This is a genomic window from Nocardia pneumoniae NBRC 100136, from assembly GCF_000308755.1.
In the GTDB taxonomy this organism is placed as follows: domain Bacteria; phylum Actinomycetota; class Actinomycetes; order Mycobacteriales; family Mycobacteriaceae; genus Nocardia; species Nocardia pneumoniae.
In genome coordinates this window covers 214932-233289 of sequence record NZ_BAGF01000040.1, presented here as the reverse complement: position 1 = coordinate 233289, position 18358 = coordinate 214932, and the positions used below count along the sequence as shown (strand labels likewise).

The window sequence follows — 18358 nt, the reverse complement described above, 5'->3', positions numbered from 1 at the left end:
ACCTAGGCGACTTCGTTCTTCATCTGAGCGGTGAGGATCTTCTGATAACCGGACCCGAAAAGCCGTGGCAGCCAGTCGATCACGTGCGCATCGCGGCCGACCAGGATCTTCGCCTTGTTCTTGCGGATGCCGTTCACGATGACGCGTGCGGCGTGCTCGGGCGTGGTCTTGGCCAGGCGGTCGAAGTTGGCGGCCAAGGCGTCGCGATCGCGCTCCCCGCCGGCCCGCGCCTTCCAGGCGATCTCCGTCTTGATCATGCCGGGGTGCACGCTGCTGACGCCCACCGCGTGCCCGGCAATGGTCATCTCCTGCCGCAGGGCGTCGGTGAAGGCCCGGATGGCGAATTTGGTCGCGCTGTAGGCGCCCTGGCTGGGGCAGGCGGCCAGACCGAACATGCTCGACACGTTGGCGATGTGCCCGTCACCGGAGGCGATGACGTGCGGCAGGAACGCCTTGGTGCCGTGGGCGACGCCCCAGAAGTTGATGCCGACGATCCATTCGAAGTCCGCCCAGCTGAGTTCTTCGACGTTGGCGGTGAGCGAGACTCCGGCATTGTTGACTACCAGGTTCACCCGGCCGAAGTCGTGCGCCACCTCGTCGGCGTGGCGATAGACCGCGTCCCGATCGGTCACGTCGAGCTGGTAGGCGCGAGCTTGCGCACCCTCCTTCTCGCACAGCGCCGCGGTCTCGGCGACGTTGTCCATGGTGCGGCCGGACAGCGCCAGCCGGGCGCCGCGGCGAGCGAGCTCGATCGCCAATGCCCGGCCGATTCCGGCGCCCGCGCCGGTGATCACCGCGGTCCTGCCCTCGAAGTTCTGCACGGTTGATTCCTTGTCTCACGTGGCGGTCGGCCCGCCGGGGTTGTCCTGCCGGGTGTCGTCACAGGGACGTGTAGCCGCCGTCGGCCACGAATTCCGAGCCGGTGCTGAAGCTCGACTCGTCGCTGACCAGGAACAGCACCAGATTCGCCAGTTCCTCCGGGCGGCCGGGCCTGCGGATCGGCTGGTTGGCCGACATGCCCTGCGAGCGTGCCGAATCGGCGGTCATCTCGGTGGCGACCACCCCGGGATGCACCGAGTTGACGCGAATGCCGTCGGCGGCGAACTCCTGCGCGGCGGTCTTGGTCATGCCGCGCACCGCCCACTTCGACGCGGTGTAGCCGAGGATGTCGGAGAAGGCGATGAGGCCGCCGATCGAGGAGATGTTGACGATGGAGCCGCCTCCCGCCCGGCGCATGGACCCCACCACCGCCTTCATGCCGAGGAACACCCCGACCTGGTTGACGTCGATCACCTTGCGGAAGTCGGCTTCCGACAGCTTCTCGATCGGATCGACGTGCACGATGCCCGCGTTGTTGACCAAGCCCGAGACCGGCCCGAACACCTTCTCGCCGTAGGCGACCACGTCGTTCCAGGCCGCCTCGTCGGTGACGTCGAGCGGGACGAAGGTCGCGGCGTCGCCCAGCTCGGAAGCCAGCGCGACACCCTCGTCCACCAGAACATCCGTGACCACGACCGTGGCCCCCTCCGCGACCAGCCGCCGCGCGAACGCCGCGCCCATGCCCCGGGCGCCACCGGTCACGATGACGTTCTTACCGTCGACCCGTCCCATCAACGTCCTCCTTCGCTGTGTGCGTCCGCCCGGCGCGCACGCCCCGGGTCGGCGATGTGATCAGCCGCGATGTAGCCGAACACCATGGCCGGGCCGATGGTCGCGCCCGCACCGGCGTAGTCGTTGCCCATCACGGAGGCCGAGTTGTTGCCCGCCGCGTACAGGCCCGCGATCGGGCGGCCCTCGGTGTCGAGGACGCGGGCGTGCTCGTCGGTGACCAGGCCGCCCTTGGTGCCCAGATCGCCCGGCACCATCTCGACCGCGTAGAACGGGCCGCGCTCGATCGGCGCGAGACACGGATTCGGGCGCACGGTCGGGTCGCCGTAGTAGCGGTCGTACGCGGACTCGCCGCGGCGGAAGTCCTCGTCGCGACCGGCGCGAGCGAAGCGGTTGAACCGCTCCACCGTCGCGGTCAGCGTCGCGGGCGGCACGCCGATCTTCGCCGCGAGCTCGGCGAGCGTGCCCGCCTGCTTGATGATTCCCGCGTCCAGGTACTTCTGCGGGAGGGGACGTTTGGGGAAGTTCCCCAGGAACAGGTACCGGTCCCGGAAGCGCTGATCCATGATGAAGTACGACGGAATGTGACCGATGCCGGTCGCTTCCTGCTCGTACATCGTGTGGACCACGTTCACATACGGGGCGGATTCGTTGACGAACCGCTCACCGGCGTGATTCACCATGATGCCTCCGGGCTGGGCACGCTCGGCCAGACAGAAGAACGGCGGCCCGTCGGGGTTGCGCACGGACGGGCCCCACCAGGCGTCATCCATGAGATCGACGGCGCCACCGGCTTTCTGACCCGCCACGATGCCCTCGCCGACATTCTCGGTGGCGCCCACGGTCCAGTCGGTGGACTGCGGCCCGCTGAGGTACTGCATGCGCATCTCCAGGTTGTGCTCGAAGCCGCCGGCCGCCAGCACGACGCCGCGGCGCGCCCTGATCAGCACCGGAGCCCCTTCGCGCTCGGCGCGCACGCCGACCACCGCGTTCCCCTCCGTGATCAGTTCCGTCAGGGGCGTGTTCAGCCACACCGGCACCCCGGCGTCGCGCAGCGACAACCACAGCCGGGCCACGAGCGCCTTGCCCAGGCTCAGCGGCAACCGTCCCCGCAGCTTGTTGCGCACCGCCTGCACACCGACCTTGATGGCGGTCCGTTTTCCCGCCCAGGTGCGGGCGATCATGTTCAGATCGTGGAAGTCACTGACGGTGAAGGCGATTCCCTTGGGCCCGGACATGGTCGGCTGGTTGATCTTGTGCAGATCGCCGCCCAGCAGCCGTCCGTCGAGTGGCGCGGGCTCGATGCTGCGTCCCTGGGCGAGACCGCCGGGGAGCTCCGGGTGATAGTCGGAATAGCCGCGGTCGTAGCGGAATTCCCAATACTTGCTGCGGGCGCCGAGGTAGCGCATCATTTCGGGGCCGCGGTCGAGGAACGCCCGCTGTTTGGTCTCCGGCACCCGCTCGCCGACCACCGCACGGAGATAGGTGCGAGCCAGCTCCGGACTGTCGGGCACGCCTTCGCGCTGCAACACCGGGTTATTCGGGATCCAGATACCGCCGCCCGAGCGTGCGGTGGAACCGCCGAAGGATCGGCTCTTCTCGATCAGCGTGACCGACAGTCCACGGTAGGCCGCCGTCAGTGCGGCGGTCATGCCCGCTGCGCCGGAACCGACGACCACCACATCGCATTCGAATTCCTGTGTCATCGCATCGCTTCCGTCAGTAGCCGCAACCGGTGAGCATGCCCCCGTCGACGACGAATTCGCCTCCGGTGCAGTAGCTCGCGGCATCCGACGCCAGGAACACCGCCACATGCGAGACCTCCACGGGCTGCCCCCAGCGCGGAATCGGCAGGCTCGCGAAGAAGTCGTCGCCGTCGACGCCGGACGCTCCGGCCACCCCCGCGGTCATGGGCGTGGCGATGCCGCCCGGATGCAGCGAATTCACCCGGATCCCCAAGTGCCCCAGCTCGCGGGCGGCCGACTTGGTGATGCCGCGGATCGCGAACTTGCTCGCGCTGTACGCGGAGAGACCGGCCGCGCCGACGAAGCCTTCCACGGAGGAGACGTTGACCACCGATCCGCCGCCGGTCTCCGCGAGCACGGGCGCGGCGGTTTTGATGCCGAGCCAGGTGCCGGTCACGTTCACATTCATGATCGAGGTGAAGTCGGCGAGGCCCATCTCGGCGATCGGGACGAACCGCAGGATGCCCGCGTTGTTCACCACCGCGTCCAGGCGCCCGTAGTGGGTGACCGCCTCGGACACCGCGGCGGACCAATCGGCTTCATCGGTCACGTCGTGGTGCACGTATCGCGCGGCCGCACCGAGCTCGGCGGCCAGCGCCATTCCTTCGTGATCGAGCACGTCGCCGAACACCACTCGCGCGCCCTCGGCGACGAACTGCCGCACGTGCTCGGCGCCCATACCGCGCGCTCCGCCGGTGACCAGCGCCACCTTGCCGTCGAGTTTTCCCACCGATTCCCGTCCTCTCTGACCGTCGCTCGGCACCGACGCTAGGACGGTCGTCGGCGACCGGCACCGGACCGTCCCGGCCAGCGGGACCAGCTCCTGACCTGAGAAGTTCCAGCGGTCATATTTCGATTAGGCATACAGCTTCCGCCCGTCCCACGCCGGGACGAGCCACCCCGACGAAACCGGACCCCCCGGTCCGGGCGATGCGAGAAGGAGACCGGATGAAGTTCTCGATGATCTTCGAGGCCCAGATGGCCAACCCGTCGCGCGAGCACGAGCACCAGGTGCTGCGCGACTGCGTCGAGCAGGCCGTGCTCGCCGACCAGATGGGCTTCGACACCGTCTGGGCGGTCGAGCACCACGGCTTGAAGTGGTACGCGCACATGAGCGCCCCGGAGGTTTTCCTGACCTGGGTGGCCGCCAAGACCGAGCGAATCCGCATCGGGCACGGCGTTGTGTGCATGCCGTTCAACTTCAACCACCCCGTGCGGGCGGCCGAACGCGCCGCGATGCTCGACGTGCTGTCCGGTGGGCGGCTGAATCTCGGCGCGGGCCGCGGCGCCACTCCGGTCGAGACCTCCATGTGCGGTGTCGACCCCGAGCACACCTACCAGGAGGTCGAGGAGTCGCTGCGGATGATCGGCACAGCGTGGCAGGACCCGGAAGCCGAATTCGAATACCAGGGTGAACTGCTGCGGGTCTCGCCGCATTCGCTGCTGCCGCGGCCGGTGCAGCTGCCGCATCCGCCGCTGTTCATGGCCTGCACCAAGAAGGACACGCTGAAGATGGCCGCCGACTACGGAATCGGCGCGCTGGTCCTCGGCTTCGCCGGTGTGGAGGAGATCGCGGAACTGCGCCGCACCTATGACGAGGCGATCGCCGCGCGCACCGGTGAGCGTTTCGTGTCGAGCGTCGTGAACGATCACTTCGCGGCGCTGTGCCCGACCATCGTCCTCGACGACCGGGAGAAGGCCCAGCAGATCGGCGCGCGCGGGCAGCGCTTCTTCGCCCAGTCCATCAAGCACTACTACGGTGCGGGCCCGGCACCCGACGAGGCCGTCGATCCGAACGTGGACGAGCTGGCCGCGATCAAGCAGGCCGCCGACGACCACCTGGCCTACCTGCACGAGGCCAAGATCCCGGTGAAAGCCAGTGCCACTTCGGTGTTCAATGCCGAGCACGCCTACGGCGGCCCCGAGGACGCCATCGCATACGTCGAGCGCCTGCAAGCCGCGGGCGCCGACGAGATCCTCTGCCTCATCCAGATGGGCACCGTCCCGCAGGACGCCTGCCTGGAGACCATCCGGCACTGGGGCGAGAAGGTCATCCCCCACTTCCGCAATAGCTGACCCGGCGACCGCCCGAACATCAAGGAGTTCTTCATGGTTGATCTGAATGGGAAGGTCGCCCTGATCACCGGCGCCGCCCGCGGACAGGGCGCTGCCGAAGCGCGGTTGTTCGTCGAGCGCGGAGCCCGCGTGGTGATCACCGACGTTCTGGCCGACGAAGGCCAGGAGCTGGCCGAATCACTCGGCGAGGCGGCACGTTTCGTCCGCCACGATGTCAGCAGCGGCGCGGACTGGCAGGCCGCTGTCGCTGCCGCGGTCGCGGCCTTCGGCAGTCTGGACGTCCTGGTGAACAACGCCGCCATCTACACCGCCCAGCCGCTCACCGAGACCTCCCCCGAGGAACTTGAGCGGATCCTGCGCGTCAACCTGGTCGGCCCATTCCGCGGCATCCAGGCGGTTGCCGGTCCGATGACGCAGGCAGGCGGCGGTTCGATCGTCAACATCTCCTCGCAGGCGGGCCTGGAGGGGCTGATGGGTCACGCTGCCTACGGCTCCTCGAAATGGGGACTGCGTGGTCTGACCAAAACGGCGGCACTCGAGCTGGGCCCCGCAGGAATCCGGGTCAATTCGGTACACCCGGGTCCGATCGCGACACCGATGGTCCCGTACCTGACCACAGGTCCGGGCAGTTTCCCGACTTTGCCGCTGCAGCGCACCGGTGTGCCGGACGAGGTCGCCGAACTGGTCGCGTTCCTGGCCTCGGACGCCTCGGCCTACATCACCGGCGCCGAGGTGGCGATCGACGGCGGCCTGGCAGCGGGCAAGTTCCTGCCGCCGGACACCCACCAGTAGCCGAGGGAGCACGATGCCGCTGACACCTCAGGCGAAAGTGATCGTCGATGCCGCCAGTGCCGCGTTTCCCGGATTGGGCACCGAGGTGCTCGATGCCGCCGAGGCGCGGCGGCTGCTCGCGGAGCGTCCAGCTCCGGCTGTCGAGCCGATTCCCGTCGCGCAGGTGCGGGAGCGGTCGATTCCGGGACCGCCGGGCGCACCCGAGGTACGAGTCCGGATCTACCGGCCCGCCAGCGCTGCTACCCCGGCTCCGGTCGTGGTCTTCTGCCACGGCGGTGGATTCGTGATCTGCGGCCTCGACAGCCACGACCAGTTCTGCCGGGTCATGGCCAACGGAACGGATGCGATCGTCGTGTCGGTGGACTACCGGCAAGCTCCCGAACACCGGTTCCCCGCGGCGGCCGAGGACGCGTACGCGGCGCTGCGCTGGGTCGCCGACCACGCCGAATCCCTGGGCGGCGATCCGGACTGTGTCGTCGTGGCCGGGGACAGCGCGGGCGGCAATCTCGCCGCCGTCACGGCGCTGATGGCACGGGATCGGGGCGGCCCGCAGGTCGCCCGGCAGCTGCTGCTGTATCCCATGCTCGACCCGGCCTGCGCCACCGAGTCCTACCGGGAGAACGCCGAGGGCTACTTCACCACCGCCGCGCATTTGCGTTGGTACTGGAGCCAATACCTGGACTCGCGCGACCGCACGAACCCGTACGCGAACCCGCTGTGTGCCGACCTGTCCGGACTGCCGCCAGCACACATCGTGACCGCCGAGTTCGACCCGTTGCGCGACGAGGGCGAAAACTACGGGCAGCGCCTGAGACAAGCCGGTGTCGCTGTCGAGATCCGCCGGTACGACGGCATGTTCCACGGCTTCCTGAGCATGGCAGGCGATCTTCCCGAGGCGATACGAGCGAACACCGCCGCCTTCGCATTCGTACGCGCCGCGCGCCGTCCCAGACCCCCACGAACCATTACGGAGCACCAATGACAATCCAGCGGATCGGCCCCGCCTACCCCACCGACGACCTGCCCGCCGCCGTGGCGCTGCTGTCCGCCGTTCTCGGCGCCGAACCGGCCGTCGTCGACGGCGACCGCTGGGCCCAGTTCGACACCGACGGCGTCCGCGTCATGCTCGCGGGCACCGATCGCGACGACGACACCCCGTTCCTCGCGATCAAGGTCGACGATCTGGACGAGAGTCTGAATCATCTGCGCGCCAAGAATTTCGAGGTGGAACAGCCGGTCACCGGACCGCACGAGCGTCGCGCGGTCCTGCGGCCCACGCCTGGTTCGCCGTGGCATATCGCCATCTACGAATCCATCGAGATCTGATCCTTCGAGTCGGGCGGCGATCTGGTTTCACGTCGCGCGGCGCGCGCGGGCGCGCCGTTTGCCTTCGTGCATGGCCTGGACCCGGGCCACCGGAATGGTGTGCCCCTCGGCGACGAGATCCGCCGGAAGCCGTTGCGGGGCGGGCATCGCCGCGGCCCACGGGTCCGCATCCGCCAGGAGGTCCGGCGCGGTGCGCACGGTGAAATCCGCGGGCACCACATCGTCGAGATCCGACCACGCGAGCGGGAACGACACCGAGGTGCCGGGGCGTATGCGGGGACTGTAGGCCGCGACGACTGTCGCGCCGCTGGCACGGGTCGAGTCGAGGAATACCTTGCCCTCGCGATCGTCCCTGATGAACGCGGTGGTGGCGAGTTCGGGATCGATGCGCTCGGCGCGGGCCGCGATCGCGCGAGTGGCCGCGGCGGCGTCCTCGACCGAAGTGCCGGACTCGATCGGAACGAACACGTGCACGCCCTTGGCGCCGCTGGTCTTCACCGCACCGGTCAACCCTTCGTTCGCCAGCGCGGCGCGAATCAGCTTCGCCGCCTCCGCGGCCTCCCGGAAGGTCTGCCCGGGTGACGGGTCGAGGTCGAGCACCAGGTGCGTCGGCCCACGACCGTGGTCGGCGGGGATGAGCGTCGGGTGATACTCGACGGCCCGCTGGTTGCCGAACCACAGCAACGTCCGCACGTCGTCGCACAACGCGTAGGAGATCTCACGCCGCGAACTCTCCGCCCACACCGTCACCCGCCGCACCCACTCCGGTGTGTATTTCGGCAGGTTCTTCTGCATGAACGGGTCCTGACCAGGTCGGATGCGCACCACCGACAGCGGCCGCTCCCGCAACACCCGCACAAGGCGCTCCCCCACCGCCTCGAGATAGTCCACCAGGTCGCGCTTGGTCGCCTCGGCGCCGTCGAACAGCGGCTGATCGAGGTTGGTCAAAGCCACCCCGTGACGCACCTCTTCGCTGCCCATCGGCCCACCATGCCCGTCCACGGGATCCCGGTCAACCGGGCACGCCAGACAGATCGGGCACACCAACCGGTGCCGCGGCGGTCGAGTACGGGTTACCTGCCGAGCGTGGACTTCAGGAAGCGGAGATCCCTACCAATCGGTACGACTCGCGGATCGCGTCGATTTTGTCTTTCCTGTCGGGGTCGCCACCGAAGTAGGTTCGGGCGACATCGACCATGGACTGCAGCGCTTCGGCAAACGTTGCGCGCGAGGTCAATCGGGCCATCGCGAGATAGGTCAGCACGGCGACGTCCTGCACGCTGAACACCCGCTCGCCATTCTTCGACAGGGTGAGCACATTGTGCACCGCCTTGTTGTGGATGTTGCTGTTGAGGTGCACCCATCCCTGATCGTTCGTTGGGCCGGGACGCTCACCGGGCCTGAGCGCACGGAACTGGTCCATATGCTTGGGATGCCCGGTGCGCGCCGGGTCCGCGAAGTCGCGCAGTGGACGGCCGTCGCTGCGCAGACCGGCGCCGATTTTCCAGTTCCACGTCCCCACGTCTTCCCGTTCCGGTGCGGTGTACCAGTTGTTGATGATGACGCCCGCGATATCGGCGAACGACTCGTTCAACGCACCGGATTGCGTCGCGTAGACCAAGTTCGACGTCGACTCGATGACGCCGTGGGTGAGTTCGTGGCCGATGACGTCCAGATAGCGGGAAAGGCTCACCAGACGGCCGCCACGCCGAAGCTGCCCGTACCACATCTTGCGCTGCCACCAGAAGGCATTGAGCAGGCCGGGCGGTCGCTCCATGCTGGTAGCCGTCGCGTTGACCAACGACACGAGGTCCATTCCCTGGTCGTCGATGCCGTCTCGTTGCAGGACGGCTTTGTAGAAGTCCTGCACGCGGGATGCGTTGAGATGGGCCGAGACAGCCGCCCGGTTGGTCGTACCGAAGTCGCTGCTGGCCGCCTCGACGGGCCTATTCGGCAGGGCAGGATTGCCGTCGAGATCCGCGAACTCGAGATCGTAGGTCCGTACCGCCCGCAGAGGGTCATGCAGCTGACAGGTCGTACCGGCGGGAGAGGCCAGTTTTCCGAGGAAAGTCTGCTTCACCTCGTTCTCGTCGGTCCCTGTGCACCGGGTCGGGCGCGGAAGCGCCGTCGGGACGGCGCTGTAGTAGTACAGAATTTCGCCGTCGTGCGCGTCGACCAGGTAGTCGAAGCTCGGTGGGATCGGCCTCGGACCCAATCCGTGGCCCTCGATTGCCTGGGGATCGATCTCCGTGCTTTCCGTCGGCGCCGGTGGTTCCGCGGGAACTCCGCGGAAGAACCATGCGAGGTGCCAGGATCCGGCGTCCTCGTCCTTGTAGAAGTTCAGCCTTCCGCTCACGCCCGCCTCCGGAGAGATCGCCACTCCGGTGAACCGTGCCAGCCGCTCCAGTGCCTCGGAACGTCTGAGAGACTCGACCGGGTCCACATCGGAAACCTCGTCGAGCCGTGCGTTCACACTCACCAACTCCCGGGAGTCGTTGAGTTCGACCACAGCGCCTGCTCCGAAGACCGGGATACTCCGTGCGGTCTGCGCGAAACGCACCTGCTGGGTGCCCAGCCTCCGCAAGTCCTGCTCGCTCTCGAGAACCAAACTCGGCACCCGTTCGGCACGTTCCGGTTCGACCAGTGATTCCAGCGCAGGGCGGCCGTCGCTGCGCAGGATTTGGTCGAGATAGAACCGGGCCGCTGCCTCATTGCTGGTGAAAGACAATGCGGGCGCGTCCAATTCCGGCGCGGCAGCACCGGCCGGGAACGACTCGCGGGAGCGTGCGGATACGTCATCGCCCGTGGCAGGATCGTCCGCGACGTGGTAGTGCAGAGATTCCAGTGATGCTGACATTTTCGGTACCCTTTCTGCGCGTTGGTCTCATCGGGAAGTGGCGTCGAAGCCGAAGCGGCGCTGGAATTCCGCGGCGAGAGCGCCGCCGACCCCTGCGACCAACCGCCCCACGATCGGGTGCACGATCAATCCGGTTACCGTGCCCGCGAGTTCCGGAAGATTCCGCACGAACCAGTTGCGGACGTATTCCATGGTCGACAGATCCGGCTCGGGAGCGGTGACCGCCTTCTCCAACTCGTCGAGGCGATCACGAGCCTGATCGGTGACGGCGGTGTCCGGGGGCAATTGGACACGCACACGGGCGAATTCGCTTCGGAGCGCGTCCATGTCGGCCGCTGTCACCTGGACAGCGTCTCGCCCGGCTTCGATTCGGCTCACCGTGTTGTCTCGTCCGACGGTGAACTGGCCGGAAACGCCGCCGCCCACGTGAATGTTGTAGCGATCCCCAGGTGTATCGGTCATCGGAGTTCCTCATTGGGATAGGGGGCCGGTTGGGAAACCGTGGGTAGGGTTTTCACCGCTGGCGGCTTGAACGTGTCCGGCGGCGGGGGCGGCGGTGGTGGGGGTGGCGGCACCGTCGGCGGCGGTGGGGGCGGGGGCACCGTCGGCGGCGGCGGGGGTGGCGGCACCGTCGGCGGCGGTGGGGGCGGGGGCACCGTCGGCGGCGGCGGTGGCGGCGGCACAGTTCGCGGCGGCTCGGGGACAGTCGGCGGCGGCTCGGGGACGGTCGGCGGCGGCTGCGGCACTGTGCGCGGCGGCGGCACGGTCGGTGACGGCGGTGGTGGCGGCGGCGATACCGAGGTCACCTTCGGCGGCGGCGAACCCGGCGACGGTGGTGTCGGTGATGCCGAGCTCGCGCTGGTATCCAGCCCCTGTGTGTGGCCGGTGAGGGCAATGGTCACCGCCCGCCCGCCGTTGTCGTCCGGGACGACCAGGGTCGCCCGGTACGAGCCAGGCGCCTGCGGTCGGAAAGTCACTCGAAAAACGCAGGTCCCGAAATCGCCTGACGATGGGCAAGAGTCACGCTTCGCGCTGAATGCGGAGTCGGCCTCCAAAAATGCCGCTGACCGGTCGTCACAGTCCAGCGATGGGAACGAGACATCCCGCTCGGCGGCGCTGCCGACGGCGACCGTACCGAAGTCGACGCTGTCCGCAAACCGCGTACAGAAACCGCCTCCGGGTGGCAGTAGCGGACGCGACCCGCCCGTCGCGGAGGCCCCGGGCGGCTCTCCACCGGCATCCGTCGGCGGTGGAGGCAGCCTGGTGATGAACGCCTCCGGTCCGACTTCCGCTTGTCGGCCGGTGGCGAGCATGACCCCCGCGACGGCGACAGCCACGATCAGCGCGACGCCCCATCCGGTGGCGACCGGATGCGAGGACATCATGGCAACGGATTTGCGTGCCGTGTGCGTGGAAGCCAGGCGGCCACTCACCAACTTCCCGCCCGCACCGGAGACCACGACCGCTCCGGCCGCCGCCGCCAGTGCCTGACGGCGAACCCTGTCCTCGTGTTCGAAGTAGGCCAGGTCAGCCGCGAAACCGCCGGCGAGGGCGGCATCTCTACCGAATTTCAGGACCGTGCCCCACGCACCCCACAGCAGCGTCAAGCCGAGCGCGGGCGCCACTTTCCGCGCCAGGGCACACGCGGACGCTTGCCGGCCACGTGCGACCGCGGCCTGCAGCACACGTTCGACAACGGGTGCGGCATCCGCGATGTCCATCGGCGCGGCCACCCGGTTCGCCCACTCGAGCAGCGCGTCGAGGTAGTCGGCGGCATTCGGCGGCGGGATCCCCCATTCGCCCGCCACCGTACGGGGGTCCACAGCCAGCCGGTAGCCCACGCCGGAGCGTTCGGCCAAATGCAGACCAGCCAGTTCCTCCAGCGCCGACGGGCTCCCGGCATCGCGAGTCATCGCCCGGCAGAGAGCGGGCGACAGATGGGCACCCGCCACGGCACACAGCACCGTGAGAACGCGGCGCGACCGCTCGCCGAGGCCGCCGACCAAGGCGCGTTGCGGCACCTCGGGGGCAGCGGGCATCGTGGCCGCGCCGCCGCTGCGAAGCCATGCGGCGGCCTGCAGCAAGGCACGCGGATAGCCGTTGGCCGCTCGGCACAACTGCCGCGCCGCCGCCAGGTTCCCGTCCAAGCCGCGGCCGAGTTCGCGGGCCATCAGCGCCAGGGCCGCCTGTTCGTCCAAACCCCGCAACTCCAGCGAGCGCCCCCGCCCCCACGCGACTCGCTGCCTGGTCGATACGACGAGGTCACTCGCGGGCAGCAGGTCGACGAGTGTGGAGAACTCCTCCACCGAACCCTCGAAATCGTCCACCACGACCAGCGCGTGGATGGAGATCATCAGGCGGCGCAGCCGTCGCAGGTCGGGAATGTATCCCGGAGCGTCATAACAGGATTGGAACAGCTCCTGGATCACGTCCGGCGCCGCCAGCCCGGCGGCGTGCAGGAACACCACGTCGTGGCCGCGAGCCGCGCGATCGGCGGCGAACCACCGCAGCAGTGCGGACTTGCCGACTCCGGGCCCGCCGCACACCTCGACGGGAAATCCTTCCGCGAGCCACTGCATCAACAGTGCCGATTCCATTCGCCTGCCGAGCAATTCGGCGCCGACCCGGGGCAGCGCCGTGCACACCGGCCGCGTCCGCCGGGTCACCACCGGCGCCGGATCGTCGCGTACTACGACCGAGGAATTCTGCGCGTTGATGACAACGTTGTGATTCCCCACGACGACCTGACCGGCTACCGCACCGCCGACATGGACGCGGTAAACGGAATCGGACTCCCCCGTCATGTTCCCGTCGTCGTCGACGCGACACCGCTGTGGATGGCTTGCGCGACAGCCGGATGGGCAAGGTATTCGGCGATGCTGTGTGCCCGTTCCTTGGGATTGTCGACGGGGATCTCCCTGAGCTGCCCCTTCCAGATATGGCGCAGTGGGCATCCGATCGTGATCGGATCCACCGCGGACCAGGCATTCAGCCAGTCGCCGACACGTTCTGGCCGGTGCGGCCCCGCGACCAGGAGTTTGTCGTGGACGGCGTCCAACCCCAGGGGGCTGCCGAGGGTGACCAGCACGGCGACGTCGAGCTGGGGCTGGAGCCGGGTGAGCAGGTCCATCGCGACCACGGTGCCGAGACTGTGGCTGACCAGGGTGAGCCGCCCCGAAGCGGGGACGGTCTCGAGGACGCAGTCGAGTACCGCTTGCCGGATCCGCTCGTCGGCGAGGTAGGTGGCGACGTCACGGAAGACTTGCGCGATGACGAGCTCGTCCAGATCGCTGCGGGCGGCCAGCCAGCTCAGCTGTCGCTGCAGCTTGCTCACGATCGCGCTACCGATCGAACCGAGTCCTTCCACCTCGATGGCTTGCGCCGGTTGATCGTCATCGGACGGCATGCCCGCATCCGCGGCCGCGTTCTGCAAGATCTGGTCGTACAGCTGACGGGCCTGCGGTGTGGGCGGAGCCATTGCCAGGGCATGGTCGACGGCCATCGTCTCGGGCGCGAGGGTGGTTCGCTCGAGAGGCTGCAGCAGGGCCGCCAAACGATCGCCGTAGAAGGGAAAGTACGCGTCCGCGGGATCGAGCGGGCTGAGCCCGGCAAGGGTCAGGCCTTTGTTCAGTCCGGCGGTCCACTCCCGGCGCAGGAGCTCGGGATCGCGACCGTGCTGGCTGCGGCCGTGCAGGAACAGCAGATGACGTGTGCCGCCGAAAGCGCCTGCTCGGGCGGTGACGCCGCCCCGGACTCCGGTACTCTCCCGCGGCGTCGCAGCTGGAGCCGCGGGCTCGATGCTGTCCTCGGCAGGTGCGATTCGGTCGAACGCCGATGGTCCGGCGACCAGTCCGCAGTCGGGACCGAGTTCGGCGAGGAGTTCCTCGTCGCGTGCCGAGCGCGGCAGTCCGGCCAGGTGCCCGAGGATCGCACTGATTCGCACACCCTCGTTGGCCGTCCAGGCGATTGCGTCGTCGCCGTCGCCCTGACGCCAGACTGTTCCGTCGCGGCGCAGGATCCGTCCTTGCTCGTCGGTGCACGGCACACCGGAGTGGTGCAGCGCGACGACCTCCCACTGGTCGTTGAAAACCGGGGAGCCGGAGTTTCCCGGTTCGGTGTCGGTCGAGTAGTGCAGGAAGTGATCGAGCTGCAGGTCGAGCTGGTTCTTGCGGATCCCGATCTCCTTGAGCCTGCCCATCGGATGGCCGATGATGTTCATCGCCTCACCGATGACGATCTTGCCCTGGTCCCTGATCAGGCGGTTCCACCAGCCGACGACGTCCCCTGGCGGTTTGCCGTCGGTACCGGGACGGACCGGCACCAGGGTGAAGTCCAGGTGCTCATCGGTCACGAAGAAGTCGGGGTCGAGACGGAACCGCAGTGGAAGGCAGGGGTTGTTGTCGATTGTCGTCTCGGCGCCGAATTCGACCACGACCTGCCGGGCGGTGTCCTGGTCGGCAAGCACGTGATTGTTGGTCAGGAGCAGTCTGGGCGATACCAGGAAACCGGTGCCCATCGGGATCTCTCGGCCATTGCGAATCAGCGAGATCCGCGCGACCGTCGCCGCCGTGCGAGCGCCGCGGGCCAGGAAGTTGGCCGGCTGGAGTTCGTTGCTGGCGCCGATGATCCGCTCGAGGGTGGTGATCCGGTCGGAGGGCTCGGTCCGGCCGACTTCGATCATGGCCTCCACGGGCATCTCGCCGCTGGCCGCCAGCCGCTGTGCGCGAGCGCTGATCTGTTCCGGGGAGTCGACGACCGTGCTGTCCTTCATTCTGCGGAGTTGCTCGATGTCCTCGCGCTTGGTCTCGGTCGCGTCGTAACGCTCCGCGGCGGCCTCGATCTGCTTCAACCACGCCGCCTGGATTCGAGAATTCATGGTCCGTCCGCCCTGGGAGAGAAATTGGTGTTGTCACGTCCGCTCCCGGCGGAGTGTTCCTCGTGCGCGTCACAGCACCGTCACCTCGCCGTTGCCCTACTCGTCACGGCGCCCGTAGTGCCTCGTGCCGGTGATCCAGGAGCCACTCGACCGACGCGGCATCGCACTCGTTGACGCGAAGGCGCAGGTCGTCGATTTCCGGCGACGGCCGCGCGCCGAACTCGGCCCACAGCAGGTCTCGGTATCGCTGGTATTCACGGAGGGCGTCGATCTTGTTGCCCTGCGCGAGATGGATCCGCATCAGAATCCGGCGGGAGCTTTCTCGCAGCGGCTCTGCCGCCACAACCGCCGACGCGGCCATCAGGGCGGCGCCGCCCTGCCGACGCCCCAGCAATGCTTCGGCCGCCGATTCGAGCGCCGCGACCCGGGCCAATCGATACCGTTCCCGGTCGACGACCACCCACTCCTCGTCCCAGTCCGGCAGCAGCTCCCCGCGATTGAGCAGCAGTGGAACTCGCGCGAGATCCTCCGGGCAAGGCTGGTGAACCAGTCGGTGCGCCAATTCGGTGAGGTATGCCAGATCGACGGATATGTCCGGGTGCAGGCGCAGTCGATCGCCGTTGATCTCCACGACTGCGTCCTGGACGCGGCGCAAACGCCACAGGGCGGTGCGCAGACGCTGCGCCGCGCAGCGATCAGCGCATTCCGGCCACAGCGCACCGGCAAGGCGGCCACGAGCGACCGGTCGATTCAGCAGTGCGAGATAGGTCAGCACCCGTTCCGCCGCGTGCGGAACGGAAAGCCGGCGGCCGCCGCTGTGCAGGGCGAATTCCTCGACCAACGTGAGCTGGAAACACGTCGTATGCATGGCATTGTGGTCGATGAGCACCATTTCACCACTCGATCGCGCGTCGGTCTTCATTTCGCGGACGCACGGCGGCCGGTCGATCTCGGCTACCGCATATCGGACATCATGCCCATACCACCGACTGTCGGCGTGAGTAGCCGACTACGTGATCACCATTGGATCTCCGAAACCGCGCTCAACGGAATGGACAATTCCTCCGGCGCCACGTGGAGATCCGCCTCCCGCAAGGTTTGCGGGAAGTGGACGAGCGCGCGCCGCTCGATTTCGGTCAACGGAACCTGGAAGACGCGGAACTCGTCCAGATCCAGCGCTTCGAGCGGCCGCAGATTCTGGCTCAACAGGAATCCGCGGGCCTTCAGTTCGCCGTTCTCCACGAACGCGATGATCTTCCAGAACTCGCGCGGGATCTTGACTTGCCGGAACTCCCGGTCGTCGTCGGCGAAGACCGGGCCGCCGAACGCGCTGACTTTGAGGTCGTCGACGCTGGCGTCGGCGAAGACCGCGTCTTCGAGACGGCCCCAGAGTCCGTTGCGCGCGCTCTGGTTGAAGTCGTCCATCTGCGGCGTGATGTTGGTGTAGAAGAACGAGTCCCTGTTGGCCGTCGCGGCCTCGGCCGGACTGCCCCAGAGCAGGTCGGCCCGTCGCGCGAGGTGGCCGCGATCGAGCCGGTTGTCGCGGTACAACTCGTTGCCGACCTGTGCGTCCGCATCGAGTCTCGGGTCTTTGACGAAATCGATCCTCTTTCGCGAGAGTTTTCGGATCGAGGCGCCATCGATGTTCCACGCCACCCAGATGGCGAACTTACGCGAGCGGCGCATTGCGAGGGAGAAATGCGTGTAGTGCAGCACCTCCGAACCGTCGAACGTTGTTGCGACGTCCGGGCGAACCCGTGCGTCGACCACAGGCAGCGGAATCGGCGACGCGAGGAAACGTGCGTCGTATCCCGTCGCGGCCGCGGCCTCCTCGACGGTGATGCGCTCCGGAATCGACGTTCCGAGCGCTTCGAACGCTTCCGGTTCGGATACCTTCTCGTTCACGGCGAACCGCACCGATATCTCGGTGGCCGGTTCCCCGTCGATCTCCTTGTAGCCGAGACCGATCGAGGAAATATCGGGATCCACGAGCAAATCCTCACCCGTGGTCCCGATGAACTTGTGCAGGGCGATGAGCAGGCCGCCCTGCCGATGGTCAAATGATGAATGGCTTTTCGCAGGCATTGTCGACTCCATGTTCGGGTTACGCCGGGCGCACGCCACCAGCACCACCATCCTTCGTTCGCCGGACGAGAGGTGCACGAGTAGTGAACTACTCGGAAATGGAGTCCATTTATGGTCGATACAATTTGTTCAATCGAGAATTGAATCGGCCGTCGGTCGGCAGATCCGGCTGACGTGCGGCGCCTACCCGCACACCGCGATCCGGCTCCGGGGCCGAGCACGGCACCGGAGCCGGTCGGCGACCGCGATCAGCCGAGGGTCTTCAGCAATTCGTCCGCGACACCCGCCGAGGAGGCCGGGTTCTGGCCCGTGATCAGCGTGCGGTCCACCACCACGTTCGGCGTCCACGGGTCGGCCTCGCGGAACTCGGCACCGTTCTGGACCAAGCGGTCCTGGAGCAGCCACTTGGCTTTGTCGGCGAAACCGGCCTGCGTCTCTTCGGCGTTGGTGAAACCGGTCAAGGTGTATCCCGCGAAGCTGTTGGCGCCGCCGTCCTCGGTGGCGGCCAGCAGCGCGGCCGGTGCATGGCACACCACCGCCAAGGGCTTGCCCGATGCCAGGGCGGCGGTGAGCAGGCGGCCGGAGTCGGCGTCGACCGCGAGATCTTCCATCGGTCCGTGCCCGCCGGGGTAGAACACCGCGGCGTACTCGTCGAGGTCGACATCCGCCAAGACGACGGGGTTGTTCAGTTCGGCACTCGTGGCGATCACCTGGGCGCGGTGCTCGGCGGTCTCCTGGCCGCCGTTGACCTCCGCGGCGAGGCTGCTCCGGTCCACGCTCGGTACGACGCCGCCGGGCGTGGCGACGACGATCTCGTGGCCCGCGGCCTTCAGCTTCTCGAAGGGCACCACGAACTCCTCGGCCCAGAAGCCGGTCGGGTGCTTCGTCCCGTCGGCGAGCGTCCAGTAGTCGACGCCGGTCATCACGAAAAGGATCTTCGACATGTTGTCTCCGTCTTCCGGAACCCGGTAACCGGGGTTCGATCATCGAACA

Annotated in this window: 16 protein-coding genes; 4 read left to right on the top strand and 12 right to left on the bottom strand. The window is 67.7% G+C overall.

Annotated features, from left to right (window positions below; genetic code table 11):
* Positions 1 to 2: 2 nt before the first annotated feature.
* From ON34_RS11935 to ON34_RS11920, 4 genes are read right to left on the bottom strand one after another with little or no spacing between them, the layout of a single operon-like run.
* A complete protein-coding gene (locus ON34_RS11935) occupies positions 3 to 821 on the bottom strand; it encodes an SDR family NAD(P)-dependent oxidoreductase (protein WP_040778289.1) in 819 nt (272 codons plus the stop codon).
* Positions 822 to 879: 58 nt separating this feature from the next.
* Complete coding sequence (locus ON34_RS11930) at positions 880 to 1611, bottom strand: glucose 1-dehydrogenase (RefSeq protein ID WP_040778286.1); 732 nt, start codon at positions 1609 to 1611, stop codon at positions 880 to 882.
* The gene (gene kstD / locus ON34_RS11925) at positions 1611 to 3314 is read right to left on the bottom strand and encodes a 3-oxosteroid 1-dehydrogenase (protein WP_040778283.1); all 1704 of its coding nucleotides are present in this window, start codon (positions 3312 to 3314) and stop codon (positions 1611 to 1613) included. Before kstD ends, ON34_RS11930 begins: the two co-directional genes overlap by 1 nt.
* A gap of 13 nt (positions 3315 to 3327) precedes the next feature.
* Positions 3328 to 4083, bottom strand: coding sequence for a glucose 1-dehydrogenase (locus tag ON34_RS11920; protein ID WP_040778280.1), 756 nt, complete (start codon positions 4081 to 4083; stop codon positions 3328 to 3330).
* A 218-nt stretch (positions 4084 to 4301) separates the two neighbouring features.
* Between ON34_RS11920 and ON34_RS11915 the strand changes: the two genes are divergently transcribed.
* The 4 genes from ON34_RS11915 to ON34_RS33505 are packed head-to-tail and all read left to right on the top strand — an operon-like array spanning position 4302 to position 7547.
* The gene (locus ON34_RS11915; RefSeq protein WP_040778277.1) at positions 4302 to 5429 is read left to right on the top strand and encodes an LLM class flavin-dependent oxidoreductase; all 1128 of its coding nucleotides are present in this window, start codon (positions 4302 to 4304) and stop codon (positions 5427 to 5429) included.
* Positions 5430 to 5462: 33 nt separating this feature from the next.
* Entirely contained in the window at positions 5463 to 6221 is a 759-nt protein-coding gene (locus tag ON34_RS11910) for a glucose 1-dehydrogenase (protein ID WP_040778275.1), read from the top strand.
* Positions 6222 to 6234: 13 nt separating this feature from the next.
* Positions 6235 to 7203 (top strand): LipP1 family hormone-sensitive lipase, encoded by a 969-nt coding sequence (lipP1, locus tag ON34_RS11905; protein ID WP_051022401.1) that lies wholly within the window; start codon positions 6235 to 6237, stop codon positions 7201 to 7203.
* Positions 7200 to 7547: a VOC family protein gene (locus ON34_RS33505; RefSeq protein WP_063821663.1), complete on the top strand. Its 348-nt coding sequence runs from the start codon at positions 7200 to 7202 to the stop codon at positions 7545 to 7547. The genes lipP1 and ON34_RS33505 overlap by 4 nt, the downstream gene beginning before the upstream one ends.
* A 27-nt stretch (positions 7548 to 7574) precedes the next feature.
* Here ON34_RS33505 and ligD read toward each other — a convergent pair whose 3' ends face one another.
* The 8 genes from ligD to ON34_RS11855 all read right to left on the bottom strand — a co-directional run bounded on the left by ligD (position 7575) and on the right by ON34_RS11855 (position 18309).
* Positions 7575 to 8528, bottom strand: a complete 954-nt coding sequence (gene ligD, locus ON34_RS11890) for a non-homologous end-joining DNA ligase (protein ID WP_040778272.1) — start codon at positions 8526 to 8528, stop codon at positions 7575 to 7577.
* Positions 8529 to 8640: 112 nt separating this feature from the next.
* Positions 8641 to 10404: a M4 family metallopeptidase gene (locus ON34_RS11885; RefSeq protein WP_051022400.1), complete on the bottom strand. Its 1764-nt coding sequence runs from the start codon at positions 10402 to 10404 to the stop codon at positions 8641 to 8643.
* A gap of 27 nt (positions 10405 to 10431) precedes the next feature.
* Positions 10432 to 10866, bottom strand: coding sequence for a hypothetical protein (locus ON34_RS11880; protein WP_051022399.1), 435 nt, complete (start codon positions 10864 to 10866; stop codon positions 10432 to 10434).
* Positions 10863 to 13208, bottom strand: coding sequence for a hypothetical protein (locus tag ON34_RS35980; RefSeq protein ID WP_040778266.1), 2346 nt, complete (start codon positions 13206 to 13208; stop codon positions 10863 to 10865). Before ON34_RS35980 ends, ON34_RS11880 begins: the two co-directional genes overlap by 4 nt.
* Positions 13205 to 15280 carry a S1 family peptidase gene (locus ON34_RS11870; protein ID WP_040778263.1) on the bottom strand — a complete coding sequence of 692 codons (2076 nt, stop codon included), beginning with the start codon at positions 15278 to 15280 and terminating at the stop codon, positions 13205 to 13207. Before ON34_RS11870 ends, ON34_RS35980 begins: the two co-directional genes overlap by 4 nt.
* A gap of 103 nt (positions 15281 to 15383) precedes the next feature.
* Entirely contained in the window at positions 15384 to 16172 is a 789-nt protein-coding gene (locus ON34_RS11865; protein ID WP_157172268.1) for an AfsR/SARP family transcriptional regulator, read from the bottom strand.
* A gap of 125 nt (positions 16173 to 16297) precedes the next feature.
* Positions 16298 to 17365 (bottom strand): DNA/RNA non-specific endonuclease, encoded by a 1068-nt coding sequence (locus ON34_RS11860; RefSeq protein ID WP_245547991.1) that lies wholly within the window; start codon positions 17363 to 17365, stop codon positions 16298 to 16300.
* A gap of 248 nt (positions 17366 to 17613) precedes the next feature.
* Positions 17614 to 18309, bottom strand: coding sequence for a type 1 glutamine amidotransferase domain-containing protein (locus ON34_RS11855; RefSeq protein WP_040778261.1), 696 nt, complete (start codon positions 18307 to 18309; stop codon positions 17614 to 17616).
* Positions 18310 to 18358: the final 49 nt, after the last annotated feature.

Bases quoted from the DNA above. Each gene is read 5' to 3' on its own strand.
- kstD (WP_040778283.1), bottom strand. From the start codon at position 3,314: ATGACACAGGAATTCGAATGCGATGTGGTGGTCGTCGGTTCCGGCGCA.
- ON34_RS11880 (WP_051022399.1), bottom strand. From the start codon at position 10,866: ATGACCGATACACCTGGGGATCGCTACAACATTCACGTGGGCGGCGGC.
- ON34_RS11860 (WP_245547991.1), bottom strand. From the start codon at position 17,365: ATGCCTGCGAAAAGCCATTCATCATTTGACCATCGGCAGGGCGGCCTG.
- ON34_RS11910 (WP_040778275.1), top strand. From the start codon at position 5,463: ATGGTTGATCTGAATGGGAAGGTCGCCCTGATCACCGGCGCCGCCCGC.
- ON34_RS33505 (WP_063821663.1), top strand. From the start codon at position 7,200: ATGACAATCCAGCGGATCGGCCCCGCCTACCCCACCGACGACCTGCCC.
- lipP1 (WP_051022401.1), top strand. From the start codon at position 6,235: ATGCCGCTGACACCTCAGGCGAAAGTGATCGTCGATGCCGCCAGTGCC.
- ON34_RS11930 (WP_040778286.1), bottom strand. From the start codon at position 1,611: ATGGGACGGGTCGACGGTAAGAACGTCATCGTGACCGGTGGCGCCCGG.
- ON34_RS11855 (WP_040778261.1), bottom strand. From the start codon at position 18,309: ATGTCGAAGATCCTTTTCGTGATGACCGGCGTCGACTACTGGACGCTC.
- ON34_RS35980 (WP_040778266.1), bottom strand. From the start codon at position 13,208: ATGACGGGGGAGTCCGATTCCGTTTACCGCGTCCATGTCGGCGGTGCG.
- ON34_RS11915 (WP_040778277.1), top strand. From the start codon at position 4,302: ATGAAGTTCTCGATGATCTTCGAGGCCCAGATGGCCAACCCGTCGCGC.
- ligD (WP_040778272.1), bottom strand. From the start codon at position 8,528: ATGGGCAGCGAAGAGGTGCGTCACGGGGTGGCTTTGACCAACCTCGAT.
- ON34_RS11885 (WP_051022400.1), bottom strand. From the start codon at position 10,404: ATGTCAGCATCACTGGAATCTCTGCACTACCACGTCGCGGACGATCCT.
- ON34_RS11865 (WP_157172268.1), bottom strand. From the start codon at position 16,172: ATGGTGCTCATCGACCACAATGCCATGCATACGACGTGTTTCCAGCTC.
- ON34_RS11870 (WP_040778263.1), bottom strand. From the start codon at position 15,280: ATGAATTCTCGAATCCAGGCGGCGTGGTTGAAGCAGATCGAGGCCGCC.